The organism is Brevibacillus sp. NPDC058079 (assembly GCF_042885155.1).
GTDB lineage: Bacteria > Bacillota > Bacilli > Brevibacillales > Brevibacillaceae > Brevibacillus.
Genome location: NZ_JBHVSO010000002.1, coordinates 497,260 through 518,095 on the forward strand (window position 1 = coordinate 497,260; position 20,836 = coordinate 518,095).

Annotated in this window: 22 protein-coding genes, 5 tRNA genes and 1 riboswitch; of the genes, 10 read left to right on the top strand and 17 right to left on the bottom strand. The window is 47.1% G+C overall.

Annotated elements, in window-relative coordinates; all coding sequences use genetic code 11:
- Nucleotides 1–47: 47 nt before the first annotated feature.
- A complete protein-coding gene (locus tag ACFVS2_RS09065; RefSeq protein ID WP_390233147.1) occupies nucleotides 48–299 on the top strand; it encodes a glucosaminidase domain-containing protein in 252 nt (83 codons plus the stop codon).
- A gap of 209 nt (nucleotides 300–508) precedes the next feature.
- Here ACFVS2_RS09065 and ACFVS2_RS09070 read toward each other — a convergent pair whose 3' ends face one another.
- From ACFVS2_RS09070 to dapD, 5 genes are all read right to left on the bottom strand, one after another.
- Nucleotides 509–871 carry a DUF4912 domain-containing protein gene (locus ACFVS2_RS09070; RefSeq protein ID WP_007723202.1) on the bottom strand — a complete coding sequence of 121 codons (363 nt, stop codon included), beginning with the start codon at nucleotides 869–871 and terminating at the stop codon, nucleotides 509–511.
- Between the two features lie 113 nt (nucleotides 872–984).
- A complete protein-coding gene (locus ACFVS2_RS09075; protein ID WP_007723201.1) occupies nucleotides 985–1,584 on the bottom strand; it encodes a hypothetical protein in 600 nt (199 codons plus the stop codon).
- Nucleotides 1,585–1,823: 239 nt separating this feature from the next.
- On the bottom strand, nucleotides 1,824–2,957 hold the full coding sequence (locus ACFVS2_RS09080; protein WP_390233149.1) for an N-acetyldiaminopimelate deacetylase: 1,134 nt from the start codon (nucleotides 2,955–2,957) through the stop codon (nucleotides 1,824–1,826).
- 3 nt (nucleotides 2,958–2,960) lie between these two features.
- Nucleotides 2,961–4,175 carry an aspartate aminotransferase family protein gene (locus tag ACFVS2_RS09085; protein WP_390233151.1) on the bottom strand — a complete coding sequence of 405 codons (1,215 nt, stop codon included), beginning with the start codon at nucleotides 4,173–4,175 and terminating at the stop codon, nucleotides 2,961–2,963.
- Nucleotides 4,176–4,189: 14 nt separating this feature from the next.
- Nucleotides 4,190–4,900: a 2,3,4,5-tetrahydropyridine-2,6-dicarboxylate N-acetyltransferase gene (dapD, locus tag ACFVS2_RS09090; RefSeq protein ID WP_106653175.1), complete on the bottom strand. Its 711-nt coding sequence runs from the start codon at nucleotides 4,898–4,900 to the stop codon at nucleotides 4,190–4,192.
- A 91-nt stretch (nucleotides 4,901–4,991) separates the two neighbouring features.
- A riboswitch (Lysine riboswitch) is annotated at nucleotides 4,992–5,181 on the bottom strand.
- 140 nt (nucleotides 5,182–5,321) lie between these two features.
- On the opposite strand from dapD, the gene ACFVS2_RS09095 reads away from it, so the two are divergent.
- Both ACFVS2_RS09095 and ACFVS2_RS09100 read left to right on the top strand, forming a co-directional pair.
- A complete protein-coding gene (locus ACFVS2_RS09095) occupies nucleotides 5,322–5,762 on the top strand; it encodes a flavodoxin (RefSeq protein WP_390233153.1) in 441 nt (146 codons plus the stop codon).
- A 68-nt stretch (nucleotides 5,763–5,830) separates the two neighbouring features.
- Complete coding sequence (locus ACFVS2_RS09100; protein ID WP_390233155.1) at nucleotides 5,831–6,379, top strand: GNAT family N-acetyltransferase; 549 nt, start codon at nucleotides 5,831–5,833, stop codon at nucleotides 6,377–6,379.
- Here ACFVS2_RS09100 and ACFVS2_RS09105 read toward each other — a convergent pair.
- The 3 genes from ACFVS2_RS09105 to ACFVS2_RS09115 are packed head-to-tail and all read right to left on the bottom strand — an operon-like array spanning nucleotide 6,354 to nucleotide 9,519.
- On the bottom strand, nucleotides 6,354–7,208 hold the full coding sequence (locus ACFVS2_RS09105) for an EcsC family protein (protein ID WP_173617166.1): 855 nt from the start codon (nucleotides 7,206–7,208) through the stop codon (nucleotides 6,354–6,356). The two genes, ACFVS2_RS09100 and ACFVS2_RS09105, sit on opposite strands and share 26 nt — an antisense overlap.
- Before the next feature lie 13 nt (nucleotides 7,209–7,221).
- Complete coding sequence (locus ACFVS2_RS09110; RefSeq protein WP_390233157.1) at nucleotides 7,222–7,416, bottom strand: hypothetical protein; 195 nt, start codon at nucleotides 7,414–7,416, stop codon at nucleotides 7,222–7,224.
- Between the two features lie 60 nt (nucleotides 7,417–7,476).
- The gene (locus ACFVS2_RS09115; RefSeq protein ID WP_390233159.1) at nucleotides 7,477–9,519 is read right to left on the bottom strand and encodes a hypothetical protein; all 2,043 of its coding nucleotides are present in this window, start codon (nucleotides 9,517–9,519) and stop codon (nucleotides 7,477–7,479) included.
- 192 nt (nucleotides 9,520–9,711) lie between these two features.
- Between ACFVS2_RS09115 and ACFVS2_RS09120 the strand changes: the two genes are divergently transcribed.
- Both ACFVS2_RS09120 and ACFVS2_RS09125 read left to right on the top strand, forming a co-directional pair.
- Entirely contained in the window at nucleotides 9,712–10,512 is an 801-nt protein-coding gene (locus ACFVS2_RS09120; RefSeq protein WP_390233161.1) for a class I SAM-dependent methyltransferase, read from the top strand.
- Nucleotides 10,509–11,183: a hypothetical protein gene (locus ACFVS2_RS09125; RefSeq protein ID WP_390233163.1), complete on the top strand. Its 675-nt coding sequence runs from the start codon at nucleotides 10,509–10,511 to the stop codon at nucleotides 11,181–11,183. Before ACFVS2_RS09120 ends, ACFVS2_RS09125 begins: the two co-directional genes overlap by 4 nt.
- Before the next feature lie 91 nt (nucleotides 11,184–11,274).
- On the opposite strand, the gene ACFVS2_RS09130 is transcribed toward ACFVS2_RS09125, so the two are convergent.
- From ACFVS2_RS09130 to ACFVS2_RS09140, 3 genes are read right to left on the bottom strand one after another with little or no spacing between them, the layout of a single operon-like run.
- Nucleotides 11,275–12,792: an efflux RND transporter periplasmic adaptor subunit gene (locus ACFVS2_RS09130; protein ID WP_173617161.1), complete on the bottom strand. Its 1,518-nt coding sequence runs from the start codon at nucleotides 12,790–12,792 to the stop codon at nucleotides 11,275–11,277.
- 24 nt (nucleotides 12,793–12,816) lie between these two features.
- Nucleotides 12,817–14,280, bottom strand: coding sequence for an ABC transporter permease (locus tag ACFVS2_RS09135; protein ID WP_173617160.1), 1,464 nt, complete (start codon nucleotides 14,278–14,280; stop codon nucleotides 12,817–12,819).
- Between the two features lie 24 nt (nucleotides 14,281–14,304).
- A complete protein-coding gene (locus ACFVS2_RS09140) occupies nucleotides 14,305–15,006 on the bottom strand; it encodes an ABC transporter ATP-binding protein (RefSeq protein WP_390233165.1) in 702 nt (233 codons plus the stop codon).
- A gap of 220 nt (nucleotides 15,007–15,226) precedes the next feature.
- On the opposite strand from ACFVS2_RS09140, the gene ACFVS2_RS09145 reads away from it, so the two are divergent.
- Together ACFVS2_RS09145 and pdxK are read left to right on the top strand one after the other, a co-directional pair.
- Nucleotides 15,227–15,400: a hypothetical protein gene (locus ACFVS2_RS09145; RefSeq protein ID WP_007723176.1), complete on the top strand. Its 174-nt coding sequence runs from the start codon at nucleotides 15,227–15,229 to the stop codon at nucleotides 15,398–15,400.
- A 170-nt stretch (nucleotides 15,401–15,570) separates the two neighbouring features.
- Complete coding sequence (gene pdxK, locus ACFVS2_RS09150; protein ID WP_173617159.1) at nucleotides 15,571–16,398, top strand: pyridoxine/pyridoxal/pyridoxamine kinase; 828 nt, start codon at nucleotides 15,571–15,573, stop codon at nucleotides 16,396–16,398.
- A gap of 71 nt (nucleotides 16,399–16,469) precedes the next feature.
- Here the strand turns inward: pdxK and rarD are convergent, their stop codons facing one another.
- Nucleotides 16,470–17,378: an EamA family transporter RarD gene (gene rarD / locus ACFVS2_RS09155; protein ID WP_390233168.1), complete on the bottom strand. Its 909-nt coding sequence runs from the start codon at nucleotides 17,376–17,378 to the stop codon at nucleotides 16,470–16,472.
- 288 nt (nucleotides 17,379–17,666) lie between these two features.
- Here rarD and ACFVS2_RS09160 point away from each other — a divergent pair, with 288 nt between their 5' ends.
- The 3 genes from ACFVS2_RS09160 (at nucleotide 17,667) to ACFVS2_RS09170 (ending at nucleotide 19,394) form a co-directional block, all read left to right on the top strand.
- Nucleotides 17,667–18,575 (top strand): EamA family transporter, encoded by a 909-nt coding sequence (locus ACFVS2_RS09160; RefSeq protein ID WP_390233170.1) that lies wholly within the window; start codon nucleotides 17,667–17,669, stop codon nucleotides 18,573–18,575.
- A 151-nt stretch (nucleotides 18,576–18,726) separates the two neighbouring features.
- On the top strand, nucleotides 18,727–19,029 hold the full coding sequence (locus ACFVS2_RS09165) for a DinB family protein (protein ID WP_390233172.1): 303 nt from the start codon (nucleotides 18,727–18,729) through the stop codon (nucleotides 19,027–19,029).
- The gene (locus ACFVS2_RS09170; RefSeq protein ID WP_390233174.1) at nucleotides 19,026–19,394 is read left to right on the top strand and encodes a glyoxalase superfamily protein; all 369 of its coding nucleotides are present in this window, start codon (nucleotides 19,026–19,028) and stop codon (nucleotides 19,392–19,394) included. Before ACFVS2_RS09165 ends, ACFVS2_RS09170 begins: the two co-directional genes overlap by 4 nt.
- A gap of 80 nt (nucleotides 19,395–19,474) precedes the next feature.
- On the opposite strand, the gene ACFVS2_RS09175 is transcribed toward ACFVS2_RS09170, so the two are convergent.
- From ACFVS2_RS09175 to ACFVS2_RS09195, 5 genes are all read right to left on the bottom strand, one after another.
- Nucleotides 19,475–19,550, bottom strand: a tRNA-His gene (locus tag ACFVS2_RS09175).
- A gap of 17 nt (nucleotides 19,551–19,567) precedes the next feature.
- Nucleotides 19,568–19,654 (bottom strand) — tRNA-Leu (locus ACFVS2_RS09180).
- A 9-nt stretch (nucleotides 19,655–19,663) separates the two neighbouring features.
- A tRNA-Val gene (locus ACFVS2_RS09185) sits at nucleotides 19,664–19,739 on the bottom strand.
- A gap of 64 nt (nucleotides 19,740–19,803) precedes the next feature.
- Nucleotides 19,804–19,877: transfer RNA gene (locus ACFVS2_RS09190), tRNA-Glu, on the bottom strand.
- 8 nt (nucleotides 19,878–19,885) lie between these two features.
- A tRNA-Ser gene (locus tag ACFVS2_RS09195) sits at nucleotides 19,886–19,978 on the bottom strand.
- Nucleotides 19,979–20,836: the final 858 nt, after the last annotated feature.

Here is a 20,836-nt window from a genome sequence, read left to right on the forward strand (position 1 = left end):
TAAAAAAGAGTAGAAAGGGGGGTGCTTATGAAAATTACCAGCAATCCATGGAAGACCATGCCCAGTTTTTACGTAAGCCCGCACATAAAAACGTGCTGGCAGCCACTACTCCCGCACAAGCCACACGGGCTTTAGAAGAGGCCGGATACGCTACCGATCCTGCGTACGCTGAAAAGCTGACGCTCCTCATTCAGACGTACAACTTGTCCCAGTACAATCCATTCGCCTCAGAAGAGCCACAAGCGTTTCCTCCCTGGAAATTGAGCTGGGCAATCGAGCGTTACAGGAGGGCTTGCTAACCTCACCTGAATGGCTAAATAAGTTAGACGAACCAATGCCAGTATGGGCTGTTTTAGCGGTTGCCCTGCGACTGCTAAAACAGCGAGAGAAGCCATGAGTCATAAATAAAAATCAAAAGCCCCATTGCCACAAGCAAATCTCGTGGATAATGGGGCTGTTCCGTATAAAAATGCAGTTGCCTCAGTCGTACGTTGCTTGAGCACGTTGATCAAATCATTTGAGACCTGGACAGCGAATAAAACCTTCCGTCCACCATCCGAATCCCCAGATCGACGCAATATTCCAATCCTTGCGTCACTCCGTACAAAATCCATTCGGAAGAACGGTGGTTGATATCAAAATCAGTGTAAAGGTCAGTGCCATCATTTCGGATCTCTTTGCGGTACGTCACATCAAAAAGGCGTAGGACAAAAGGTAGTTCAGCAAACGGAATAGCAAACTTTCGCTCTATTTCTTGCTCGAACTCCTTCGTCATGCTCCACTCTGCCTGAATGGATTGCTCATCTTTCCAGGCAATGCGTATACTCGGGCCTTCTACATCCGTGGACGATCGCGGGGGATTTGTCTCCATTCGCTCCCATCGTTCCTTTCTTTCATGTACTTGCTATCACCAAAGTATATTGGCTTTTCCGTATATTATAGCACGGGGACATGCAAAGTGGAAACGCATCCAAGCCATAATTTTTAACGCCCAACTGTAAATGTATTTTCCCCGACGGTTACATAAGAAGTGAATTTCTCGGATTTCATTTGAACTTGTACTTTATAAGTGCCGTATGCTTCGAGTTTCGTAGATACAAAAGGCTCAGAAAAATAGAAGCTGTTTGCATTTTGTGTGGAGTATTTCCACTCTTTCCCTTTGGACACTTCTTTGCCATCCGGTCCGACTAACACGAGTTGCATCCGCAAGTCTTTGGCTACAGGCGCGTCATCAACCTCTACGAACACGTTAAACGTACGAGGCACATTTTTGTCGCTGTATCCTTTGACAGGGTTGCTGAAAACGACATTTTTATTGCGGGTCTGCTGAATTCCTTCGACCACAATAATATTTACGTTTGGCTTAATCACTTGCAATTTGCCAGATTGCTGATCGTAATCGGCGAAACCACCGAGCTTGTTCACTATTGTTTCAACCGATTCGGCCTTGGATGCTGGCATTTCACTCGCTACGGTTTCCGCACCGAAAAATACGCGCATCGCACCCTCTCCCAGCGCAGTAGTGCTCCCCACCCCTGCTGCTACAGTCAACGCCAACAAGGCCGATAACCATGCTTTTTTCATGTCAATAATCCTCCTGTATGTGTGCGCGGCAGCGCTTGTTTTTCCGGAATTTCTTCTCTCTAGTTTATACGTTTAGAAAAGGAAATAGTTGTGCTGCCCTGATAAGTTTTTTCAACAATATCCACATTATCCACAAGCACAAAAACCTTAGGAAGAAAGACTTATGCACAAATACAGTTGGGAATGACACAGAAAAAAGAGCGGCTATCCAGCCACTCTTTTTTTGCTCCTGACACCTGCTACTCCTGTTGCGAAAGCCATGTAAAATACCGGGAGACCAGTCGAATGGCCACCTCGATCGCGTCATCGTTCGGCTCAATTTTGGAATGGTGCAAGCCGTACGGCGTTTGCACCCCAAGCCAGAATAAAAAGCCGGGAATTTCTTTCAAAAAGTAACCGAAGTCTTCTCCAGTCATGGCTTCCTTGCAGGTGATGAGAGTTACATCTTCACATTGTTCCTGTACCCATTGCATGAAGTCTGTCGTTAGCTGCTCCTCGTTGTAAACCTGGCAGTAGCCAACCCCGTAGTCAATCGCTGCCCGGCAATCAAAGCCTATTTCCACTCCCTTTACGAGAGATTCAATGCGGCTCTTGACGAGTGCCATCGATTCCATTGAAAAGGTTCGGATGGTCCCTTCTAGCCTGGACTTCTCTGCGATGATGTTCTGCTTCGTCCCGCTCTCCAGCTTGCCAATCGTTACGACAGCTGAATCCAATGGATCCATATTGCGCGAAATAATCGATTGAAGCTGTGTCACAAGATGGCTTCCTGCAACCACCATGTCATTCGCCTTGTGCGGGAAGGCTGCATGCCCCCCTTTGCCAACCAAATCAATGTACAACTCAGAAGTGTTGGCAAACAAAATTCCTGGCTTCGTCGCAATATGGCCAACTGGATATTCTGGCGCGATATGCAAGGCAAAAATGTAGTCTGGTCGCCACCCTGCAAACTCTTCACTTTCCATCATCGGCTCAGCACCGCCAGGACCTTCTTCTGCCGGCTGAAAGAGGAACAGCAAATCATCTGCTATCGGATGCTCGGTAAAATGCGTCAGGAGGCCAAGAGCGATCGCCATATGCATGTCATGCCCGCATGCATGCATGTATCCTTCATGAAGCGAGCGAAACGGATAGGACGTTTCCTCTACGATCGGCAGGCCATCCATATCCGTCCGCCAGGCAATTAATCGTTTAGGCTTTGTTCCTGCCAGCTTGACCAAAATGCCTGTCCGCCACGTTTTGATCTCGATTCGCTCTTGTGGAAGCTTTTTCAAATAATCGAGCAAGTATTGTTGCGTCTTCACTTCAGCGAAGCCTGGCTCCGGTATTTGGTGCAGGTCTCGGCGAATTTGTGTAAACAAGGAAGTCGTCATGCCCTACGCCTCCTTTTTCGTACCTGATCTTACTTTTAATTGCTCCTCAAACACGGCAAGAAAACGGTCCACATCGGCTTTTGTCAACGTCAGTGGCGGAAGCAGACGAACAATCGTTTTCTGCGTCACGTCAACGAGAATTCCTTCGTCAAGGAACGCTTGCTGCAAGTGGCTTACCTCTTCCGGAGTGGAAGAGAGCGGAATTCCAACCATCAAGCCTTTTCCGCGAAGGGATTGCAGCTGATCTGGAAGACGTGTTCGCAACGCTTCCAAGCCCGACCACAGGTACGCAATGACTTTTTCTACGTGAGCGATGAAGGCTGGATCAAGCAATTCATCCAACACGACATTCCCGAGAGCAGCAGACAGTGGTGATGGTGCGAACGTCGTTCCGTGATCCCCTGGTTTGAACTGGTTCATCAGCTTTGGACCAGCGATGACACCGCCGAGCGGAAGCCCTCCCCCTATGCCTTTGGCAAAAAGGATAAGGTCTGGCATTACGCCTGCATGCTCATAAGCAAACAACTTTCCTGTTCTGCCCATTCCTGTCTGGATCTCGTCCATGACAAAGAGCATGCCTTCTTGTTCACAGATCGCAGCTACCTCTCGCAAGAATGCTTCCGTTAACGGCACGACACCACCGGAACCCAAGACTGGCTCCATGAGGACCGCAGCGGGCCTTGCTTCCTGGCAAATCGCTCGCAATCCTTCCGTGTCCTCCACATCCAGTTCATAAACAGGAAAAGCCGGCTGAGGAAAGTCTTGATAGACGTGAGCCTGCCTCGTCAAACGCACTGCTCCGAGTGTTCGCCCGTGAAAGCTGTTGCGTAAGACAACAATGCCTTCACGACCTGCTCCCTCGTTCTTCGTCCATTTGTGAATCAGCTTGATCGCAGTCTCTGTAGCCTCTGCACCAGAGTTGGTGAAAAATACTTTCCCACTAATGCTGTTCGCAACCAAACGCTCGGCCAAACGAATAGCCGGTGTGTTTAAAAATACATTGGATATATGCAAGAAGCGCTCTCCCTGCTCACGCAAAGCCTGTACAATGCGCGGATGAGAATGCCCCAGAACGTTTACAGCAAGGCCGGTAAACAAGTCGAGATAGCTCTTCCCGTTCGTATCGTACAAGTAATTTCCTTCGCCTTTTTCTATGGCAATCGGAAGTCTTTTGTAAGAGGAGACGATATATTGTTCATCGAGCGAACGCCAGTCCATGTGCACTCTCTCCCTTACAGCTGACGTAGCTCCTGCTTGATCTCTGTCTTGGAACGAGTTTTTTCATCGATTTGCTTGATCACACGTGCAGGCGTTCCCGCAACTACTACGTATGGAGGTACATCTTCAATCACGACAGCACCCGCTGCAACGACAGCACCTTTTCCTACGCGTACACCTTCCAGAATGACAGCATTTGCTCCGATGACAACATCGTCCTCGACAACAACTGGCTGTGCAGATGGCGGCTCGATAACGCCCGCGATAACCGATCCCGCGCCGATGTGGCAGTTTTTCCCGATGGTTCCACGTCCACCTACTACAACATTCATGTCGATCATCGTACCTTCACCGATGACTGCACCGATGTTAATGGAAGCACCCATCATGATGACCGCATTATTACCGATTGTCACTTGGTCACGGATAATTGCGCCTGGCTCAATACGCGCTTGAATCCCTTTTGTATCCAGCAATGGAATAGCGGAATTGCGACGGTCGCTTTCTACCACATAATCTTCAATTTTGTCTGCGTTAGCCGCGAGCACTGGCTCAATCTCTTTCCACTCACCAAAAACAACACCAGTAGAACCAGTAATGAAAGCTTTGGAGCTCGCACCGAAGTCGATTCCCTCCAGGTTCCCTTTCACATATACCTTCACTGGTGTTTTCTTTTCGCTTTTTTGAATAAACGCGATAATTTCGTTAGCATCCATCATGTTCATAGTTACATCCTCCTCAAAATAACAGCATGGTAAATCAAAAAAAGCAATGAGTGCATTCGCTATCTCATTGCTTTTGATACTACATAAGCAAATCATAAATAGCGCTCCACAAAAAGACTTGAGGTCCCTTGTGACAGGATGTTCATTTTTCATGAGACACCCCAGCCTGTGCTACGTAGGGGCATAGCATAAGCTTCGGCGCTTTAGCCTTTCTTCCTTCTCCTGCCCCCTGGCAGATTGCGAAAAGACTTACTCTTCTTCGGCGCACCTCTATTTAGAGTATATTATTATAATTTTATTTAACTCTACCAAAATCAATGAAACGTGGCAATAAGAAAAAAGTTATTGACAACGATTCTCATTTTCATTAATTTTATTTGTGAGAATGATACTCATTATCTAATTGGAGGTTTTACGTTTTATGAGCATTTTGATGGTATACGCGAGCATGACAGGGAATACACAGGAAATTGCTGAAGCAATTGCAGAAGGTATTCGTTCAACTGGTGCTGAGCTGGAGATAAAAGAAGTGATGGATGCGAACACAAAAGAACTCGAAGCTTACGACGGAATCTTGCTTGGTGCCTACACATGGGGCGATGGCGAATTGCCAGACGAATGCCTGGATTTTTATGAGGAAATGGACGATATTGACCTCAGCGGGAAAAAGGTAGTTGCTTTTGGCTCTTGCGACTCCGCTTACGAGCATGTCGGTGCAGCTGTTGATATTTTGCTAAAAAAGGCGAGCGAGCGTGGTGCGGAAACTCCTTTGGAAGGTTTGAAAATCGAGCTATCTCCTACTGCAAAAGAAGTGGAAACTTGCAAAGCATTTGGGGTATCGTTTGCTGAATTGCTCGGCTAATTGATGTTTCCCAAATACTCTGGCACATGATATACTATCAATCCAACTTTTTAAGGAGGATTGATCTCATGTCACTACATACAGACGAGATTCTCTTACGGCCTCTCCAACAACAAGACGCAGCCGAGCTCCTAGGGCTTCGGCTGCGTAATCATGACTTTCTCCAACCATTTGAACCGATCCGCCCCGCTTCATTTCTGACCCTCCCAGGACAGCAAGAACAGATTTCGCAAGCACAGAATGATTTTGAACGTGGCACAGCCTATGCTTTCGGCGTATTCACACGAGAATCCGGAAAGATGATTGGACGTGTAGCGTTGTCGAATGTCGCACGCGGCGCGTGGCAAAATGCTACGATTGGCTACTTTATGGATCAGGAGTGCAATGGCAAAGGCTATACGACAGCAGCAGTAAATCTCGCTCTTCACTTTGCTTTAATGGATGCTGGGCTGCACAGGGTACAAGCTGCTGTTATGCCTCGCAATCAAGCTTCCATTCGCGTCTTGGAAAAAAACCGTTTTCGCCAGGAAGGACTTTCGTTACGCTATTTGCAAATTAATGGTGTATGGGAGGACCATCTCCTCTACGCTCTTACTGTTGAGGAGTGGTCTCAGTAATTTCCTCGCTCTTTTCGCTCTCACGCAGCCGCTCCAGGATGCGCCGTTTGCGGTACAGCATCATCCCCGCTTCGGCGACATCCTGTACGGTTGAGCGGTTCAAATACGCCCCAAACAAAATACCTGCAATGGGCACCATTTGAAATAACTTTTTCCACCCAAAGTTTTCAGTGTACGTTACCACGACTTCACGCCATCCCTGCAATTGCGCCATTACCTCTCTCTGCGCATTTGGATCATCAAAGCGGGAGAGCTCAGCGAGTATCGCTTTTTTCCCTACGATGTCTGATGAAGCAAACTGCAAGCATTTGACGACGAACAGCCGCTCCCTCTTCTCTTCAGGTCGATAGCCATAGGCAAGAGCCATCTCTTGTAATACTTTTAGGGATGTCCCCATCAACAACGGGATATCGATCGCGAGGGTAAAAATCCCTCCGAAGCCAGTCGTGGCACCTTGTACCGTGGCAAAATTCGCACGTGAATCCTTTAACTCCATTGCAACATCATTCATGATCGTAAGCGGTACAGCGGCAATCTCCTCTTTGCCAATAACAGACGTGCCCTGTCCCTCTACTCGTTTGCCAAACCGTTTGTAAATCGGTTCATCCTGCACCAAATAAGTTCCACCTGTCTCAAGAAAGGCTGCCATTTCATCTACGGCTTTTCCCAGCTTCTCTTGAACGAAAGCAGGCGTAATCCGATCTAACAGAACAAAAGGAAGTCTGCCAAGCTTTTCCCAGAACCACAAGTCGTTCTGGTCCTTCTCCCAAGCCTCCACTTCACGTAATGCCGTAACTAATGTCTCCCTAGACTCCCTCAAACCCAACAACCTCCCTGGCCGCTCATTCAGATTCTCCTCGCCTCCACTGACATTGGTTGCGCAAGATAGACTTGATGTAGTCCTGCAACTCTTCTGACGTGGCGTGAGAGACGAATTCTTTTTTATTTCTTACGATTCCCAGCTTCAAATGTTTCACTTGCTCTCCTTCGATTCGAAACCCGAACTTTTCCAAGATCGCCTTCTGCTCGTTTGTCACAGGACTTCCTCCCCTTGTAGTCGAAAACCCCCATGCCAAAATGCAAGGGGGTCTACCTACCTACTTCACTTCAATTGTAATCGTCAATGTTTCATTGCGCTCATTTACATCGGTTTTCTTCGTGTACTTTCTTTTGGAGTTGATAACCGTGCAGGTCTTGTTTGTGAGCGTATTCGTTACCTTGATCTTGTATTCTCCAGGCTTATCCATATCGATATACCTTTTCAAATTCAGTGATTCAAGCCCCTCGCCATCGTCGCCATCACCTTTGCTAGGCTTGATGCTAGCGATCTCTTCCTCCCCGGAAAAGATCTCGATCCGATTTTCTGAGGAAATGGTACCGTTACTGTGCTTCCGACTGGCACCAATACCGATCTCGCCATGTTTCCATTCAAATTTCGGCATATAGTAGGCCTTCTTTTCGCTCTTATCCCTGATCTTTTTGGATCCGACAAGCTCAGCATGAGTAGCGATCAGCCTTAGGTCTTCCCATTCTTCGAGATTATCGCCTGCGTTCACGGTAATCTTTTGTCCGTCCCGGTATTCCTTGCCGCTCTCGCTTCGAAGAAGAAGTGGCGAGCTTGGCGGACTTACCCCTGTATCACCCGGCTCACATGCCGGATACGACTTGATTGGAGGCAAATCTTCTATCACTTGAACGTAGCCGCACCATACTTGCGCCGGGTCTCTTTTGCTATAGTAGTTGACTTTGTAGCGACCTGGCTTATAACCGGACAACAGCAATGCCGTGTGATCCCAATTCAATTTGCTCTCGTCGACAATGACGTTATCGATCGCCCATACACCCGGCCCCTCATCATCATCCGCTTCACTTCCATATTCAATGTGCTCGGCAGCAGTTGCCAGCCAGATCACATGAACAGGATTCTGATACAGCTTGACTGTATTATCAGAGGAATACAGGTTCATCTTTTCTACCCTCGGTGTTGATTGCTCGTTCTGCTTCATCAACACATCCATCGTAACATTTCCAGTAGCAGGGCCGCAGGCATTTGGTGCACCTGGTATTTGTATTTGAACCGTTGTCGCCGAAGTATCGCCCCACATAGACGATGTCTCTTTTTGCACCGAAACAGGCTCAAAGGTAACAGCGATTGTGATTCCAGCCAGTCTCTCAGGAATGTCCACCTCAAAATGTTGCGCGTCTGTCAAGGTTTGTCCTGTTCCGTTCACCGACCATCTTCCTGGGATGGGCGAATACAATGAAACCTTCCCTGGTGCTGCTGGAGCTGTTATTTTCTGATCTTGCGTCAGCTTTTGACCGCTTGTATCCGTTCCCATGTACAGTTCTGCAACGCCTACCTGAATCGTCGTCATCCAAGGTGACATGGTTGTATCATCCAGAACAAAGAGGAGTTCATATTGCCCCGTCAACAATGTCCCCGTCGAAAATACTGTCGCAGGAACAGACCTCATCTCTGTACTCGTTGACTTATTTGTTAATTTCCATGTGCCCGGTACAGAACTGGTAAAGTCGTGTGAACCCATCATTCCAAAAATCGCCGTTTGCCCGCCACTTGGTACTGGTTCTCCCTCTGCCTTTTCCCCATTAAATATGCTCGGGTAATTTTTGGCCTCTACCATAAATCGCACATGTAACGTGCTGCTCTTCCCTTTGGCATCCGTCACAATAAAGGTCAAGGTATGCGAGCCAGCAGACAGCTTTTGTGCTGGAATAGTAAACCGAGGTACTTGCCATTTGAAAGAAGTCTGTGACGAGGTATTTTCGGCTTGATACTCCGATAACTCTACGCCATCCAATAAAACTTGCTTCCGATTGAGGTTGGTTCCACTTCCATAAGTGGTCTGTATCACGTCAATATCAAGTGGTGTCTCTGGAGGAAGAATAAACTCATCGTTCTTCACCCAGTTCCAACCATTTGAATCCAGTCCTGCAACCTGATAATCGTTAAAGATAACCATATCGTGAACAGGCTGCTGCCGGATTGGCTTAGATACTTGGCTGTTTTTTTTCATGGATGCTGTTGCCCCGGCCCCCATGGCTGGCGGTACTGACACACCTGATAAAAAGGTGCCAGTTGCCAAACACACTAGAAGTGCTTTTACAACCCATTTTTTCACGAATTGTCCTCCTACTTTCTTCCTTACAATTTTTCAACTGTGATCATTCGACAAAAACAGCGAAATATCCTTTACAACCATAATGCTTTTTCGCGTGCTTGATATAGTTAAATACTATTCAGTTTATAATTTATATAGATTTGACTTATATCTCCCCAGTCAGTAAAAATGGATGAAAGGGAGGGGATTCAGATGGTACAAACCAATCAATGGAATGCCGGACTGTACGACGCCAAAATGAATTTCGTTTCTGAATACGGCAAAGGGTTAGTGGACTGGCTACAGCCGGCTCCTGGAGAAAGCATTCTTGACTTAGGCTGTGGAACAGGCGACCTGTGTGCTCAACTATCGCTTGCAGGAGCAAATGTGACAGGAATCGACTTTTCTACCGCCATGATTGAGACTGCTCGCCAAAAATATCCTCAGTTTGCCTTTGAAGTAGCCGATGCGCATACGTATCGTACAGATGTCCGTTACAACGCTGTCTTTTCCAATGCCGCACTCCACTGGATGAAACGTCCTGCAGAAGTCATTGAAACCATTTGGTTGGCTCTTGCTCCCGGTGGACGCTTTGTTGCCGAATTTGGAGGACACGGCAATTGTGGACAAATCACAAAGGCATTACGAACTGTATTGGCGCGAAAAGGAATATCTGCTGATGAGCGCTCACCTTGGTATTTTCCCAGCATTGGAAAGTACACGACCCTTTTGGAGAAGCAAGGCTTCCATGTCGTACTTGCCTCCCATTTTGATCGTCCGACAGTCATGGCTGATGGGGACTTGGGGCTTTCGCATTGGCTGAATTCTTTTTGCAGTCCTTTTTTTGCGGGACTGTCCTCAGATGAAATCCAGCAAGTATGTAGGGAAGTCACTGACTTACTGCGTCCTGCCCTGTTTCAAGAGGGTCACTGGGTGCTCGATTACAAGCGTATTCGCGTCCTTGCCCATAAGAAATCAGAGAATGATACTCTTCATGGGGGAGCTGCACGATGACCCGTATTGCCTGTCTCCATGGACATTATTCGAATATTTCCCTCTTATCAGATGCTTTCGCAGCCTTTGAAGTAGAGCTCATTCATTTTGTTGATCCAGGTTTACTCCTGCAAAACGCGGGAACGCCTATCCATACCAAGGAACAAGCACATGTCAAATTACGTGATCAACTAGCCTGGATGCAAAGCTGCGCGGTCGATGCAATCGTGATTACTTGCACGCAGTATGCCGCACTGGTAACACCTGAGGATGAGGCAACTGCCACTGTTCCCATCTTCACAATCGATGGACCTTTTTTTCACGAGCTTGCACGATATACTGAGCCACAAGTTCTTCTGTTCTCCAATCCCGCTACTGTCCAACCTACGATGGAGCGTCTCGCACAACACGCCCACTCCCACAACCTTCATCCAGAGATACAAGTAACCATCGTTGAAAATGCTTTTGCCCTGCTCATGGAAAACAAGCAGGAAGCGTACAGAGAAGCGATTAAAGACGCCCTGTATCAACTCCATCATACGTTTCCAGACCAACCTATTGCAGTGGCACAGCTCTCCATGGCACCTGTTGCTGATCAGTTTGCGCAGGAAAACGGCTGTACAATTTCCCATCCTTTACATAGTTTGACGTCGCAAATGTCCGCAACGTTACGATTGCGTTCAAACCGTTGAAAAGCGTAAGCGTGTAAAAAACAGCCCCGTTTGCTCAGGTCTTTGGCCAGTGGCAACGGGGCTGTCGCTATAAACACAATTCGATTGGCTTTTACATGCCTTCGGAGTTGGTCACGAGAACCTCTTCTCCCTCTTTCAAGCCGCCTTTGATTTCAATAAAATCAAATCCTTCAATACCGATTTCTACGTCTTTCGGCATTGGATCTCCGGTGCTCGGATCTTTCACCATTACCGTTCCTTGACCTGGCCCCAGAATTTCAACCGCATTGCTTGGCAAGCGCAGGACATTCTGTGCTTGGGCGACGATAATATCGTTGTCTCCCGTCATCCCATGCTTAAAATCAGCCTTGTCTAGCAGTTCCACTTTTACCGCGAAGCGAACTTCCTTGTCTTCTTTTTTCCCTTCTTTCGGGAGCTCTATGACTTTGCCTTTAAACGGCTCGGTACCAAATGCATACACATAAACATCGACATTTTGTCCGATTTTAATCTCGGGAATATCAAGCTCTCCAACGGCTGCCACAAAGTAAACAGAAGTCGTGTCCATAATAATAGCAGCAGGATCTGATCCTGGCGCTTCGCCTTGTTTTACACCTAGCTTGGTTATTACACCGCCAATTGGCGCTGTTACTTGGTTCTTCGCAATTTCACGCTTTTTCTGCTCCATGTTCAATAAGGACGTTTTTAGCGCGAGCTCTTTTTCCATCAGCTCCATACCGGACGCTTCCATATCCATCTTGAACAGTTGTTGTCCTACTTTGACTACATCGTCCTTTTTTACGTCGATCTTGCCAATTTTTCCGTGAGTACCCGCCAAAATTTCTATTTCATCCGGCAGCTGGAATTCTTTCTGATTTCGGCTTACATATAAGAGGCCCTTATCATCCGTATACTGTACCACACCCTTGTCCCCAACATAAATAGCCCCAGGCTTCTTAACCAATACCTCGACATTGTGAATTCCGCCAGCACCTTCTACTTTTTCACCTATTCTATCCACTTCCGTGACAACACCATCCACAAAATACATGGAAGTCGGAATGAATACCTTCACTTTTTGACCTACACTGAATCGTTCAGACTCATAGGAGGTAAATTGCCCAATTATTTTCAAATAGTCGGTATTAGCAAGCTTGACTACTACCTGCTCCGGTCTTACATCTTGCCCTTCTTCTACAAGGACCTCAACCACTTTTCCTTCTTTAGTAGCCGTGATCTTGTCTTTCTTTTGTTTAATTTCACTTAGCTCTTTTTTCGCCTTTAAAATGTCCAGCTCCAGCTTTTGAATTTCTAACTGTGCATCCGAGCTATCGATCGTGAACAAAACATCGCCTTTTTTGACGGACTGCCCTTCCTTAACTAGCACACGTTGCACCTTGCCGCTGAGCTCTGGCTTGACTTCCTCACGCGCCTTCGCTTCCACTGTACCTGCTGAGTTGATCGTTTTCTTGACGTCACCACGTTCCACGAGCGCTGTCGGGAAGTTCGGTTTTTCTTCTGGCTTTTCTTCTGTAACCTCTTCGCCCTTGAAGTACGAATAGCCGTAATAGCTTCCCCCTCCAAGAACGGCCACGACTGTGGCGATAATGATCCATTTTTTCTTGTTCATCTAACGTTCCTCACATTTCATCACTTATTCAGATCGAATCGCTTGCAGTGCACTTAAACGAGACGCACGGATCGCCGGGAAGATTCCCGCCAACACCCCAATAATAAAGGAGAAGCCAATCGCAAAGAATGCAAGCCAGCTCGGAATGACCGCCAATTTTGTTGGCTCAGCCTCTGGATCACCACCACCACCACCGTAGCCCATGTTCAGACTATCCAAGAGACCGCCAGACGCTCCGAAGTAATTCACGAGCTCAACCGCTCCCCACGCCATGCCGAGACCAGCCAGTCCACCTATTAAACCAATAAAGCCTGATTCCATTAAGAACAGCCAACGAATATTCAACACAGTGGCTCCGATTACTTTCATGATACCAATCTCTTTGGTTCTCTCTAAAATCGACATGATCATCGTATTGACGATTCCAATGGTTGCGACGAGCAAAGAGATTGCTGCAATTCCTCCGAGGACCATCTGAATCACGAAGAAGAAGTTATTGATGGTTTCCAGCTCACGTGCAGGCGACCATACTTCAAAGCCCTTTTCCTTCAGCGCTTTGACTACACCCTCGACCTTTTCACGAGATTCTACCTTGACTGTAATTCTGTCAAATTCAAAGGTATCCTTTTTGGCTTTATCGCGTGATCTGCGCGATGCTCCCTCTTCGACTTCGTCACCTCGACTGCGCGTGACCCACTCGTTCAGCTCTTTCACTACGTTAATCGGTACATAAACCGCGGCTGACGAGTTACGTTCTTCAGACTTTTTTAATTGACCGACAACCTTCACACGCAGTTCTTTTTTCTCGTATTTCGGTTCATCGTCGATGCGATATTCGCGTGACAAGATGAGAGTCCCTGCTCTGTCTACGAGATTGAAGGCCAGTGCTTCTCCGCCCCCTATATCAGGAGGTGGCATCTGAGACATTTCATGCCGTCCAGCTCCGGCCTTTCTTCGCCGTTCCTCGCGCTTTTCCTTTTCTACGTCGCGCATTTCTCTGGATACATCGAAAGCAACCACTATCTCTTGTGGGGCGCCTGTCAGATAGCTTCCTTTTTCAATGTCATTTTTGCGATAGGCAGCCGACTCATTCACATCCACCCCAATTAGCTGTACGTAACCTTCTCGTCTACCTACCTTTAGCTTCGCTTGCTCTCGTAATTCTTTTATCGGCATAACTGCCTGAATGCCAGAAATCTTTTTTAATTCCTGCACCGCTTGCATATTCAGCTTCTTGACTTTATCCTCTGGAACATCAATCCATTCGCCATTTTCCTCGTACCAACGCAATGGCTCGACGTCCATCTCTGTCAAGTTTCCGAAGTTCTCCAAGCTTTTTACTGCACTTTCCTTAAGCCCTAAACTAAGTGCCATCATCGCAACGATTGCAGCCGTCCCGATCATAACACCAACCGACGTGAGGGCTGTCCGCAGCTTCATTCGCCACAGGTTCCTCCAGACGATGCGAAAAGAATCCATTACCTTCACTGTTTGTTCACCTCATACCCTCGCCTACGCTGGTCTTGTCCTTTTTTCTACAACCCGTCCGTCCTGGAGATAAATGACGCGGTCGGACTGTTCCGCTACTTCCTGCTCATGGGTAACGATGATGAACGTAGTCCCATTTTCTTTGTTCATTTCTCTCATTAATAGGAGAATCTCTTGTTCCGTCTTCGAGTCCAGGTTCCCCGTCGGCTCATCCGCCAAGATGATGCCTGGCTGATTGACAAGCGCTCTCGCGATACTGACACGCTGCTGCTGTCCACCACTAAGCTCATTGGGTCTGTGGTCGATACGACCTTCCAGCCCTACTCGGTGTAAGATGTCCGTTGCTTTAGCCCGACGTTTTTTCTTGCTTTCGCCTGCAAAAATCAAGGGAAGTTCCACGTTTTCCAACGCTGTCAGATTGGGGAGCAGATTGTATGACTGGAAGATAAATCCCATATTTTTACGGCGAAACATGCATAGTTCGTTTTCGCTGTAGCTGGAAATCTGTGCTCCGCTAACCGTGACACTCCCTTCCTCCGGCTTGGTCAAACCTGCAAGCAAATTCAAGAGCGTAGACTTGCCTGATCCCGACGAGCCACACAAAGCCACGAATTCTCCCTTGTTGATATGAAGGTTGATATCATACAGCACGGGTACTTTGATTTTTCCCGTTCCGTAGCTGTGATTGACCCCTGTCACCGTCAGCTCTCCTGTTGAATTGACCATCGTTTGTCGCACCTCATTCGTTCTTTCAAAATGGAAGCTTTCGTAAACATCACATACTAAAGACGTAACATTTCGCAAAACGTAACGCTACTTTCGGAAACAATTTACGATTTACAGAATAACCATATATTCTTCAAAAATATGTAACAGCTATGTAACCTTTTGCAGGCTGTTACGTAATACAATGTAGATGTCAACAAACCATGGAGGGTCGAAGAAGATGACTATCTATCGCTTTTTATTTGAAACAGCAACACGCAGATGGGTTGAAATCATCAAGGCACCCAGTATGTTTGAGGCAGCAAAGCAAGCCAAACAACTTGCAACCAAGCGTTCCAAGTCCATGTCCACTACCATCAGCTTCTCTTTTCACCACGCTGCTTCTCAAGCATAAATGCACACATACATAAACCGCTTGCCCGCTACGGGAGGCGGTTTTTATATTTTGGGGATATTATTGACAGCACCGATTTCTTCCTCTTTAATATAGAGAGAGGCATTACAGTGCATGACAGTACAGATCCGCTTCGATTGTGCAGCGGTATACAAAGGGAGATAATCACAATGACCATGAAGAAAGCACTCACCATTGCAGGTTCCGACACCAGCGGCGGAGCTGGTCAGCAAGCAGACCTCAAAACGTTTCAGGAGCTTGGTGTTTTCGGGATGACCGCCCTCACCGTTATCGTAGCCCAAGATCCACATAACGAATGGTTTCACGAAGTGTTTCCGATCGATGTTACGATCCTGGAAAAACAAATCGAAACTGTACTCGCAGGAATTGGCGTAGATGCTGTAAAAACAGGGATGCTCGGAACCACTGAACTGGTTGACCTCGCTACCCGTAAAATAAAACAATACGATTTGAAAAATGTTGTCGTTGACCCTGTGATGATCTGTAAGGGTGCTGATGAAGCACTCCATCCAGAAATTGCAGTCAGCCTGCGTGAAGTCTTGCTCCCGCACGCAACAGTTGCGACTCCTAACCTGTTCGAAGCTGGTATTCTCAGCCAAATGGGCGCGCTAAAAAGTGTCGATGACATGAAGGAAGCGGCAAAGCGCATCCACGACTTCGGCACCTCTTATGTCGTTGTAAAAGGCGGCAGCAAGCTTCAAAGCGGAAATGCCGTAGATGTTTTCTATGATGGGAAAACGATCGAAGTATTAGAATCAGAGCGCTTTGAAACGAGCTTTACTCATGGTGCTGGCTGCACGTTCTCGGCTGCAATCTGTGCGGAATTGGCAAAAGGAAGCACCGTACACAACGCAGTAGCTGTTGCCAAAGAATTTATTACCGAAGCGATTCGCCACTCGTTTGCGCTCAATAAATATGTGGGACCTACTAATCACGGTGCGTACCGCATGAAAAAGCACGGCGAAGCGATTTGCTAATTACGTCCTTGTAAACAAAAACTCCTGACCATATCCGAGTCTTCCTCGGCTGGTCAGGAGTTTTCTTATGTTTACGCTTGTTTTTTGATAGCGACCTTGGGATTGATTGGGGTAGCTTTTCGTTTCATGCGTACGGAAGACACCGTAAATACGATGAGCGCAGACCAAATGAATCCAAAGCTGATGAGATGTGTTTGGGTGAAAGGCTCACCGAACAAGAAAACAGCTGATAGGAGCGATATCGTAGGCGCCAAGTATTGAATGAAGCCCACAACGGAAAGTGGGAGTGTAGTCGTTGCTTTCGCGAACCAGTAGAGCGGCATGGCAGTAGCTACCCCCGCCAGCGTCAGCAACAAAAGCTGCCACCACGCTAAGGATGTCATCGTCTCCGTCCCATTGACCTGTATCATCAACAGATAGCCGAAAGCAATAGGGGCCACAAACAGCGTCTCCCACGCCAGTCCGATCATCGCCTCCATCCGGACAAGCTTTTTCGCCAAGCTGTAAAAAGCAAAGGTCAGGGCAAGTGATAGAGAGACCCATGGAATCTCACCGTACTGGAAGGTGATGAAAATGACTCCAAAAGCCGCGAGTATTAGCGCGAGCCATTGCCCAGCATGCATTTTTTCTTTTAAGAAAATGACTCCGAGCAGTACAGTGATGAGAGGATTCATGTAGTAGCCAAGACTCGTTTGCATGACTTGATCGTTATTCACTGCCCAGATAAAAATGAGCCAGTTTGCGCTGATTAAAAGTGAACATATCGCTAATGCTCCGAACATTTTAAAACCAGTAACCGCTCTCCACATACTGCGCCAGCGTTTCGTTACCTGAATAATGATTGCGACAAAAATAATCGACCAGACGATTCGATGAGCGAGTATCTCCCATGCCCCCATTACTTGAAACAGCTTCCAATAGAGCGGGAGTAACCCCCAAGCCAAATACGCCACAATTGCGTAAATAATCCCCTGTCTCATCCTTGCTCCTCCATGTGTTTCGCCTTCTCTTTCTCTATAGACGACTTATTAAACTTCTTCTCTATGGAGTAGTGTAACGGAAATATGAAAAAACAGCTATGTATTCTCACGTAGAATAAGGAGTCTCCTACACTTTCATCCGTTACCATATTACCAATGCATGCAGCTAGCTAATTACCTTAGTAGCACAGTAAAGAGTTGACAAAAATTTTATTGTACCACGTTTAGACCTGTAGTACAATAGTCATTATTCTTCCGAGTTTAGTCATACGAAAGGAACTTTTACTTATGACATACTGGCGATCTATCTTCTTAGTTTTACTTGGTGCGTGCAGCTACGGTGTCCTCTCGATCTTCATGAAGCATGCTTTTCAACTCGGCTTTACGCCCTTTGAAATGAGTGGAAGCCAATTGATTTTTGGCGGATTGATCATGACGGTCATGGCCATCTTTTTCTCCAAGCAGCGGTTTTCGTTCAAGTATTTCTTGCTTTTGGCACCAGCCAGCCTCATGATGGCCTCAACCAGTCTTTTTTACCATCAGGCTGTTAGCCGGGTATCTGCTTCGCTCGCAATCGTTCTCCTCTTTCAGTTTACCTGGATCGGTGTCTTGCTGGAGGCGATTGTGGATCGCAAATGGCCGACCGCTGAAAAATGGGCGTCTCTGGTTATGCTTGGAGTAGGGACGGTTCTTGCAAGTGGACTTGGCGAAAGCGGCATTCAGAATGTAGACATGGTCGGACTGTTCTTCGGTCTGATGTCGGGCGCGACCTTTGCCTTGGTTATTTTCTTCAGCGGGCGAATTCTCCCTGAAATGGATCCATACTTGCGAAGCGCGATTTCGATTAGTATGGCTGCTCTGATGCTCTCGATCGTTTATCCACCGACTTTCCTAGTAAATGGTCAGCTTCTGCAAGGTTTGCTGCCGCTCGGTCTTTTGGTTGCGATCTTCGGTTCGGTCATCCCGATCTTCTGTTTGGCTGTCGGTGTTCCGCGGATCGGCAATGGACTGGCTACCATTTTAAGTGCAGTCGAGCTACCTACAGTCGTGCTCTTGTCGAGTTTCGTGCTTCAAGAGACTGTATCGCTCCCTCAATGGGGTGGCGTATTCATGATCCTCGCTGCCATTTGTGTACCGCAAGTAAAATGGCGGAAACTATTCTCCCCTTCTCACACCCTCGAGCAGGAAAGAATGTAGCGCCGTTTCCTATACACAGCATAAAAAAGCGTGCAGACGAGCTGGTTCTGCACGCTTTTTTGTTGATACACCCCCTTCTCTATAGAAGGAAGGTAGATTCTCTGACTCGAATCTATTTGCAAAGACTGCCACTCAAAAGGGGGGAATATGTATGGAAAAGCGGCATAGGGTGCTATTCCAGCAACTAGAGGATTATCGACAGGAGACGTTAAAAGCAATCGATGGTTTGACGGATGAAGATGTGAACATCATTCCCGATGGTTTCTCCAACAATATCTTGTGGAATCTGGGGCACATCTATCTCGATCAGTATTTATGGATCGCTCACCTTACAAAAGAAACGCTCCCAATCCCCTCTGGCTTCAACGAATGGTTTAACTTCGGGACAAAGCCAGCTGACTGGTGGGTGCACCTCACTTCCCTCAATACAATCCGGAGGTTTCTAGGCAAATGAATCAGAACATAACGCCGATTTTTCGTATGTTTGACGTTGAGAAGGCAAGAGAGTTTTATGTGGAGTTTCTAGGGTTTCAGATTGATTGGGAGCATCGTTACGAGGATCATTTTCCGTTGTACATGCAAATTTCTTCACCATCGTGCACGCTTCATCTATCCGAGCATCACGGGGATGCTTGTCCTGGCTCAGCAATTCGCGTACAGGTAGAGAACATCGAGCTTTTTCATCAATCACTGTTGCATAAAGGATACATGTACACTCGTCCCGGTCTGGAGGAGACGCCGTGGGGAACGCGTGAAGTGAGCGTGACCGATCCTTTTGGCAATCGCCTTCATTTTTATCAGCCTATTGCACAATCGTAGACGGATATAAAGAAAGCCCAGCTGGAGTTCCTTTACAGGAGCCACCGCTGGGCTATTTCATTTTACATTTTGAACATATATGGGGCGATCGATGGGACTTGAACCCACGAGTGCCGGAGCCACAATCCGGTGCGTTAACCCCTTCGCCACGACCGCCATATATAGAGTTTGCTTGGTGCGGTCGAGAGGACTTGAACCTCCACGGTGTTGCCACCACTAGAACCTGAATCTAGCGCGTCTGCCAATTCCGCCACGACCGCATATTAAAATGGTGGAGGCTGACGGGATCGAACCGCCGACCCTCTGCTTGTAAGGCAGATGCTCTCCCAGCTGAGCTAAGCCTCCATACCCCAAACCAGTTGTTGAGGCCCCCGCACAAAGCATTCACTTCACTTTGTGGGGTATAAAGTGACCCGTAGGGGATTCGAACCCCTGTATGACAGCGTGAAAGGCTGCTGTGTTAAACCGCTTCACCAACGGGCCAAGTATGATGGCGGATGGAGTGGGATTTGAACCCACGAGACGGTTCGACACCGCCTACACGATTTCCAATCGTGCTCCTTCGGCCGCTCGGACATCCATCCATCAAGCCTGCAAGCATTCGCTTCGGCAAGAACTAATCTATCATATTCACAACATGATTTCAAGTGATATTTTGAAAGTTTTCCCCTCGTACGACCGTCGTTTCATTAATCTTAGGCGTTTTTCATTTAAAAAGAAAAAAGGGAGATTGCCTAAAGCAACTTCACGTTCTGTTCAATATGATACAAGTAGTATTCCTTTACAAGACGGAGTGATGCCAGTTGTCAAAAAGAAAACGCCGTTCAGTAGGCTTCCCCTGTTTGTACGGAAACTGGTGTGGGCCTGGATGCTCCGGGCCGGGTGCGCCGATTGATGACGTCGACAGATGCTGCAAGAGGCATGATGGTTGCTATCAAAAGCACGGCTATTTTTCTTGTCATTGCGATCAGGAGCTCGTACGCTGCCTTCGAAATAAAGTAAATAACTCAACGGAAAAAGGGAGAATGGCCGGTCTCATCTCGAATTTTTTCTCTCGAACAGGATGCTTTCCCAACAATCCCCGCTAGTTTTTTCTGAATCGTTTTCCTTGTCAGTTTTCATCCAAAAAACGGTAACAACTTGGACATGAATCAGACAAAATTACCTTGTTTTTCCTTGTATTTTTTTGGTACTCTATTGAATGTCCAAGGAGGGTACGCAGCGTGGAATTGCACATACGAACAGACGCCAGTGTGGCGCTGACGTTAAAGAGAGAAATTATTTGTCATGGTATTTCCCGTTTTTATGTCCGTCCATACGATGATGATCAAGTAGAATTTATATTCTTATCACTATCAGAGCACCAGAAGAAGCTGCTGTCTTATTCACTACGAAATTACAGCTACTGCCTAACATATCTAGCTTAATCGTTCTACGGCCAT

Bases quoted from the DNA above. Each gene is read 5' to 3' on its own strand.
- ACFVS2_RS09065 (WP_390233147.1), top strand. From the start codon at position 48: ATGGAAGACCATGCCCAGTTTTTACGTAAGCCCGCACATAAAAACGTG.
- ACFVS2_RS09070 (WP_007723202.1), bottom strand. From the start codon at position 871: ATGGAGACAAATCCCCCGCGATCGTCCACGGATGTAGAAGGCCCGAGT.
- ACFVS2_RS09075 (WP_007723201.1), bottom strand. From the start codon at position 1,584: ATGAAAAAAGCATGGTTATCGGCCTTGTTGGCGTTGACTGTAGCAGCA.
- ACFVS2_RS09080 (WP_390233149.1), bottom strand. From the start codon at position 2,957: ATGACGACTTCCTTGTTTACACAAATTCGCCGAGACCTGCACCAAATA.
- ACFVS2_RS09085 (WP_390233151.1), bottom strand. From the start codon at position 4,175: ATGGACTGGCGTTCGCTCGATGAACAATATATCGTCTCCTCTTACAAA.
- dapD (WP_106653175.1), bottom strand. From the start codon at position 4,900: ATGAACATGATGGATGCTAACGAAATTATCGCGTTTATTCAAAAAAGC.
- ACFVS2_RS09095 (WP_390233153.1), top strand. From the start codon at position 5,322: ATGAGCATTTTGATGGTATACGCGAGCATGACAGGGAATACACAGGAA.
- ACFVS2_RS09100 (WP_390233155.1), top strand. From the start codon at position 5,831: ATGTCACTACATACAGACGAGATTCTCTTACGGCCTCTCCAACAACAA.
- ACFVS2_RS09120 (WP_390233161.1), top strand. From the start codon at position 9,712: ATGGTACAAACCAATCAATGGAATGCCGGACTGTACGACGCCAAAATG.
- ACFVS2_RS09125 (WP_390233163.1), top strand. From the start codon at position 10,509: ATGACCCGTATTGCCTGTCTCCATGGACATTATTCGAATATTTCCCTC.
- ACFVS2_RS09130 (WP_173617161.1), bottom strand. From the start codon at position 12,792: ATGAACAAGAAAAAATGGATCATTATCGCCACAGTCGTGGCCGTTCTT.
- ACFVS2_RS09140 (WP_390233165.1), bottom strand. From the start codon at position 15,006: ATGGTCAATTCAACAGGAGAGCTGACGGTGACAGGGGTCAATCACAGC.
- ACFVS2_RS09145 (WP_007723176.1), top strand. From the start codon at position 15,227: ATGACTATCTATCGCTTTTTATTTGAAACAGCAACACGCAGATGGGTT.
- pdxK (WP_173617159.1), top strand. From the start codon at position 15,571: ATGACCATGAAGAAAGCACTCACCATTGCAGGTTCCGACACCAGCGGC.
- rarD (WP_390233168.1), bottom strand. From the start codon at position 17,378: ATGAGACAGGGGATTATTTACGCAATTGTGGCGTATTTGGCTTGGGGG.
- ACFVS2_RS09160 (WP_390233170.1), top strand. From the start codon at position 17,667: ATGACATACTGGCGATCTATCTTCTTAGTTTTACTTGGTGCGTGCAGC.
- ACFVS2_RS09165 (WP_390233172.1), top strand. From the start codon at position 18,727: ATGGAAAAGCGGCATAGGGTGCTATTCCAGCAACTAGAGGATTATCGA.
- ACFVS2_RS09170 (WP_390233174.1), top strand. From the start codon at position 19,026: ATGAATCAGAACATAACGCCGATTTTTCGTATGTTTGACGTTGAGAAG.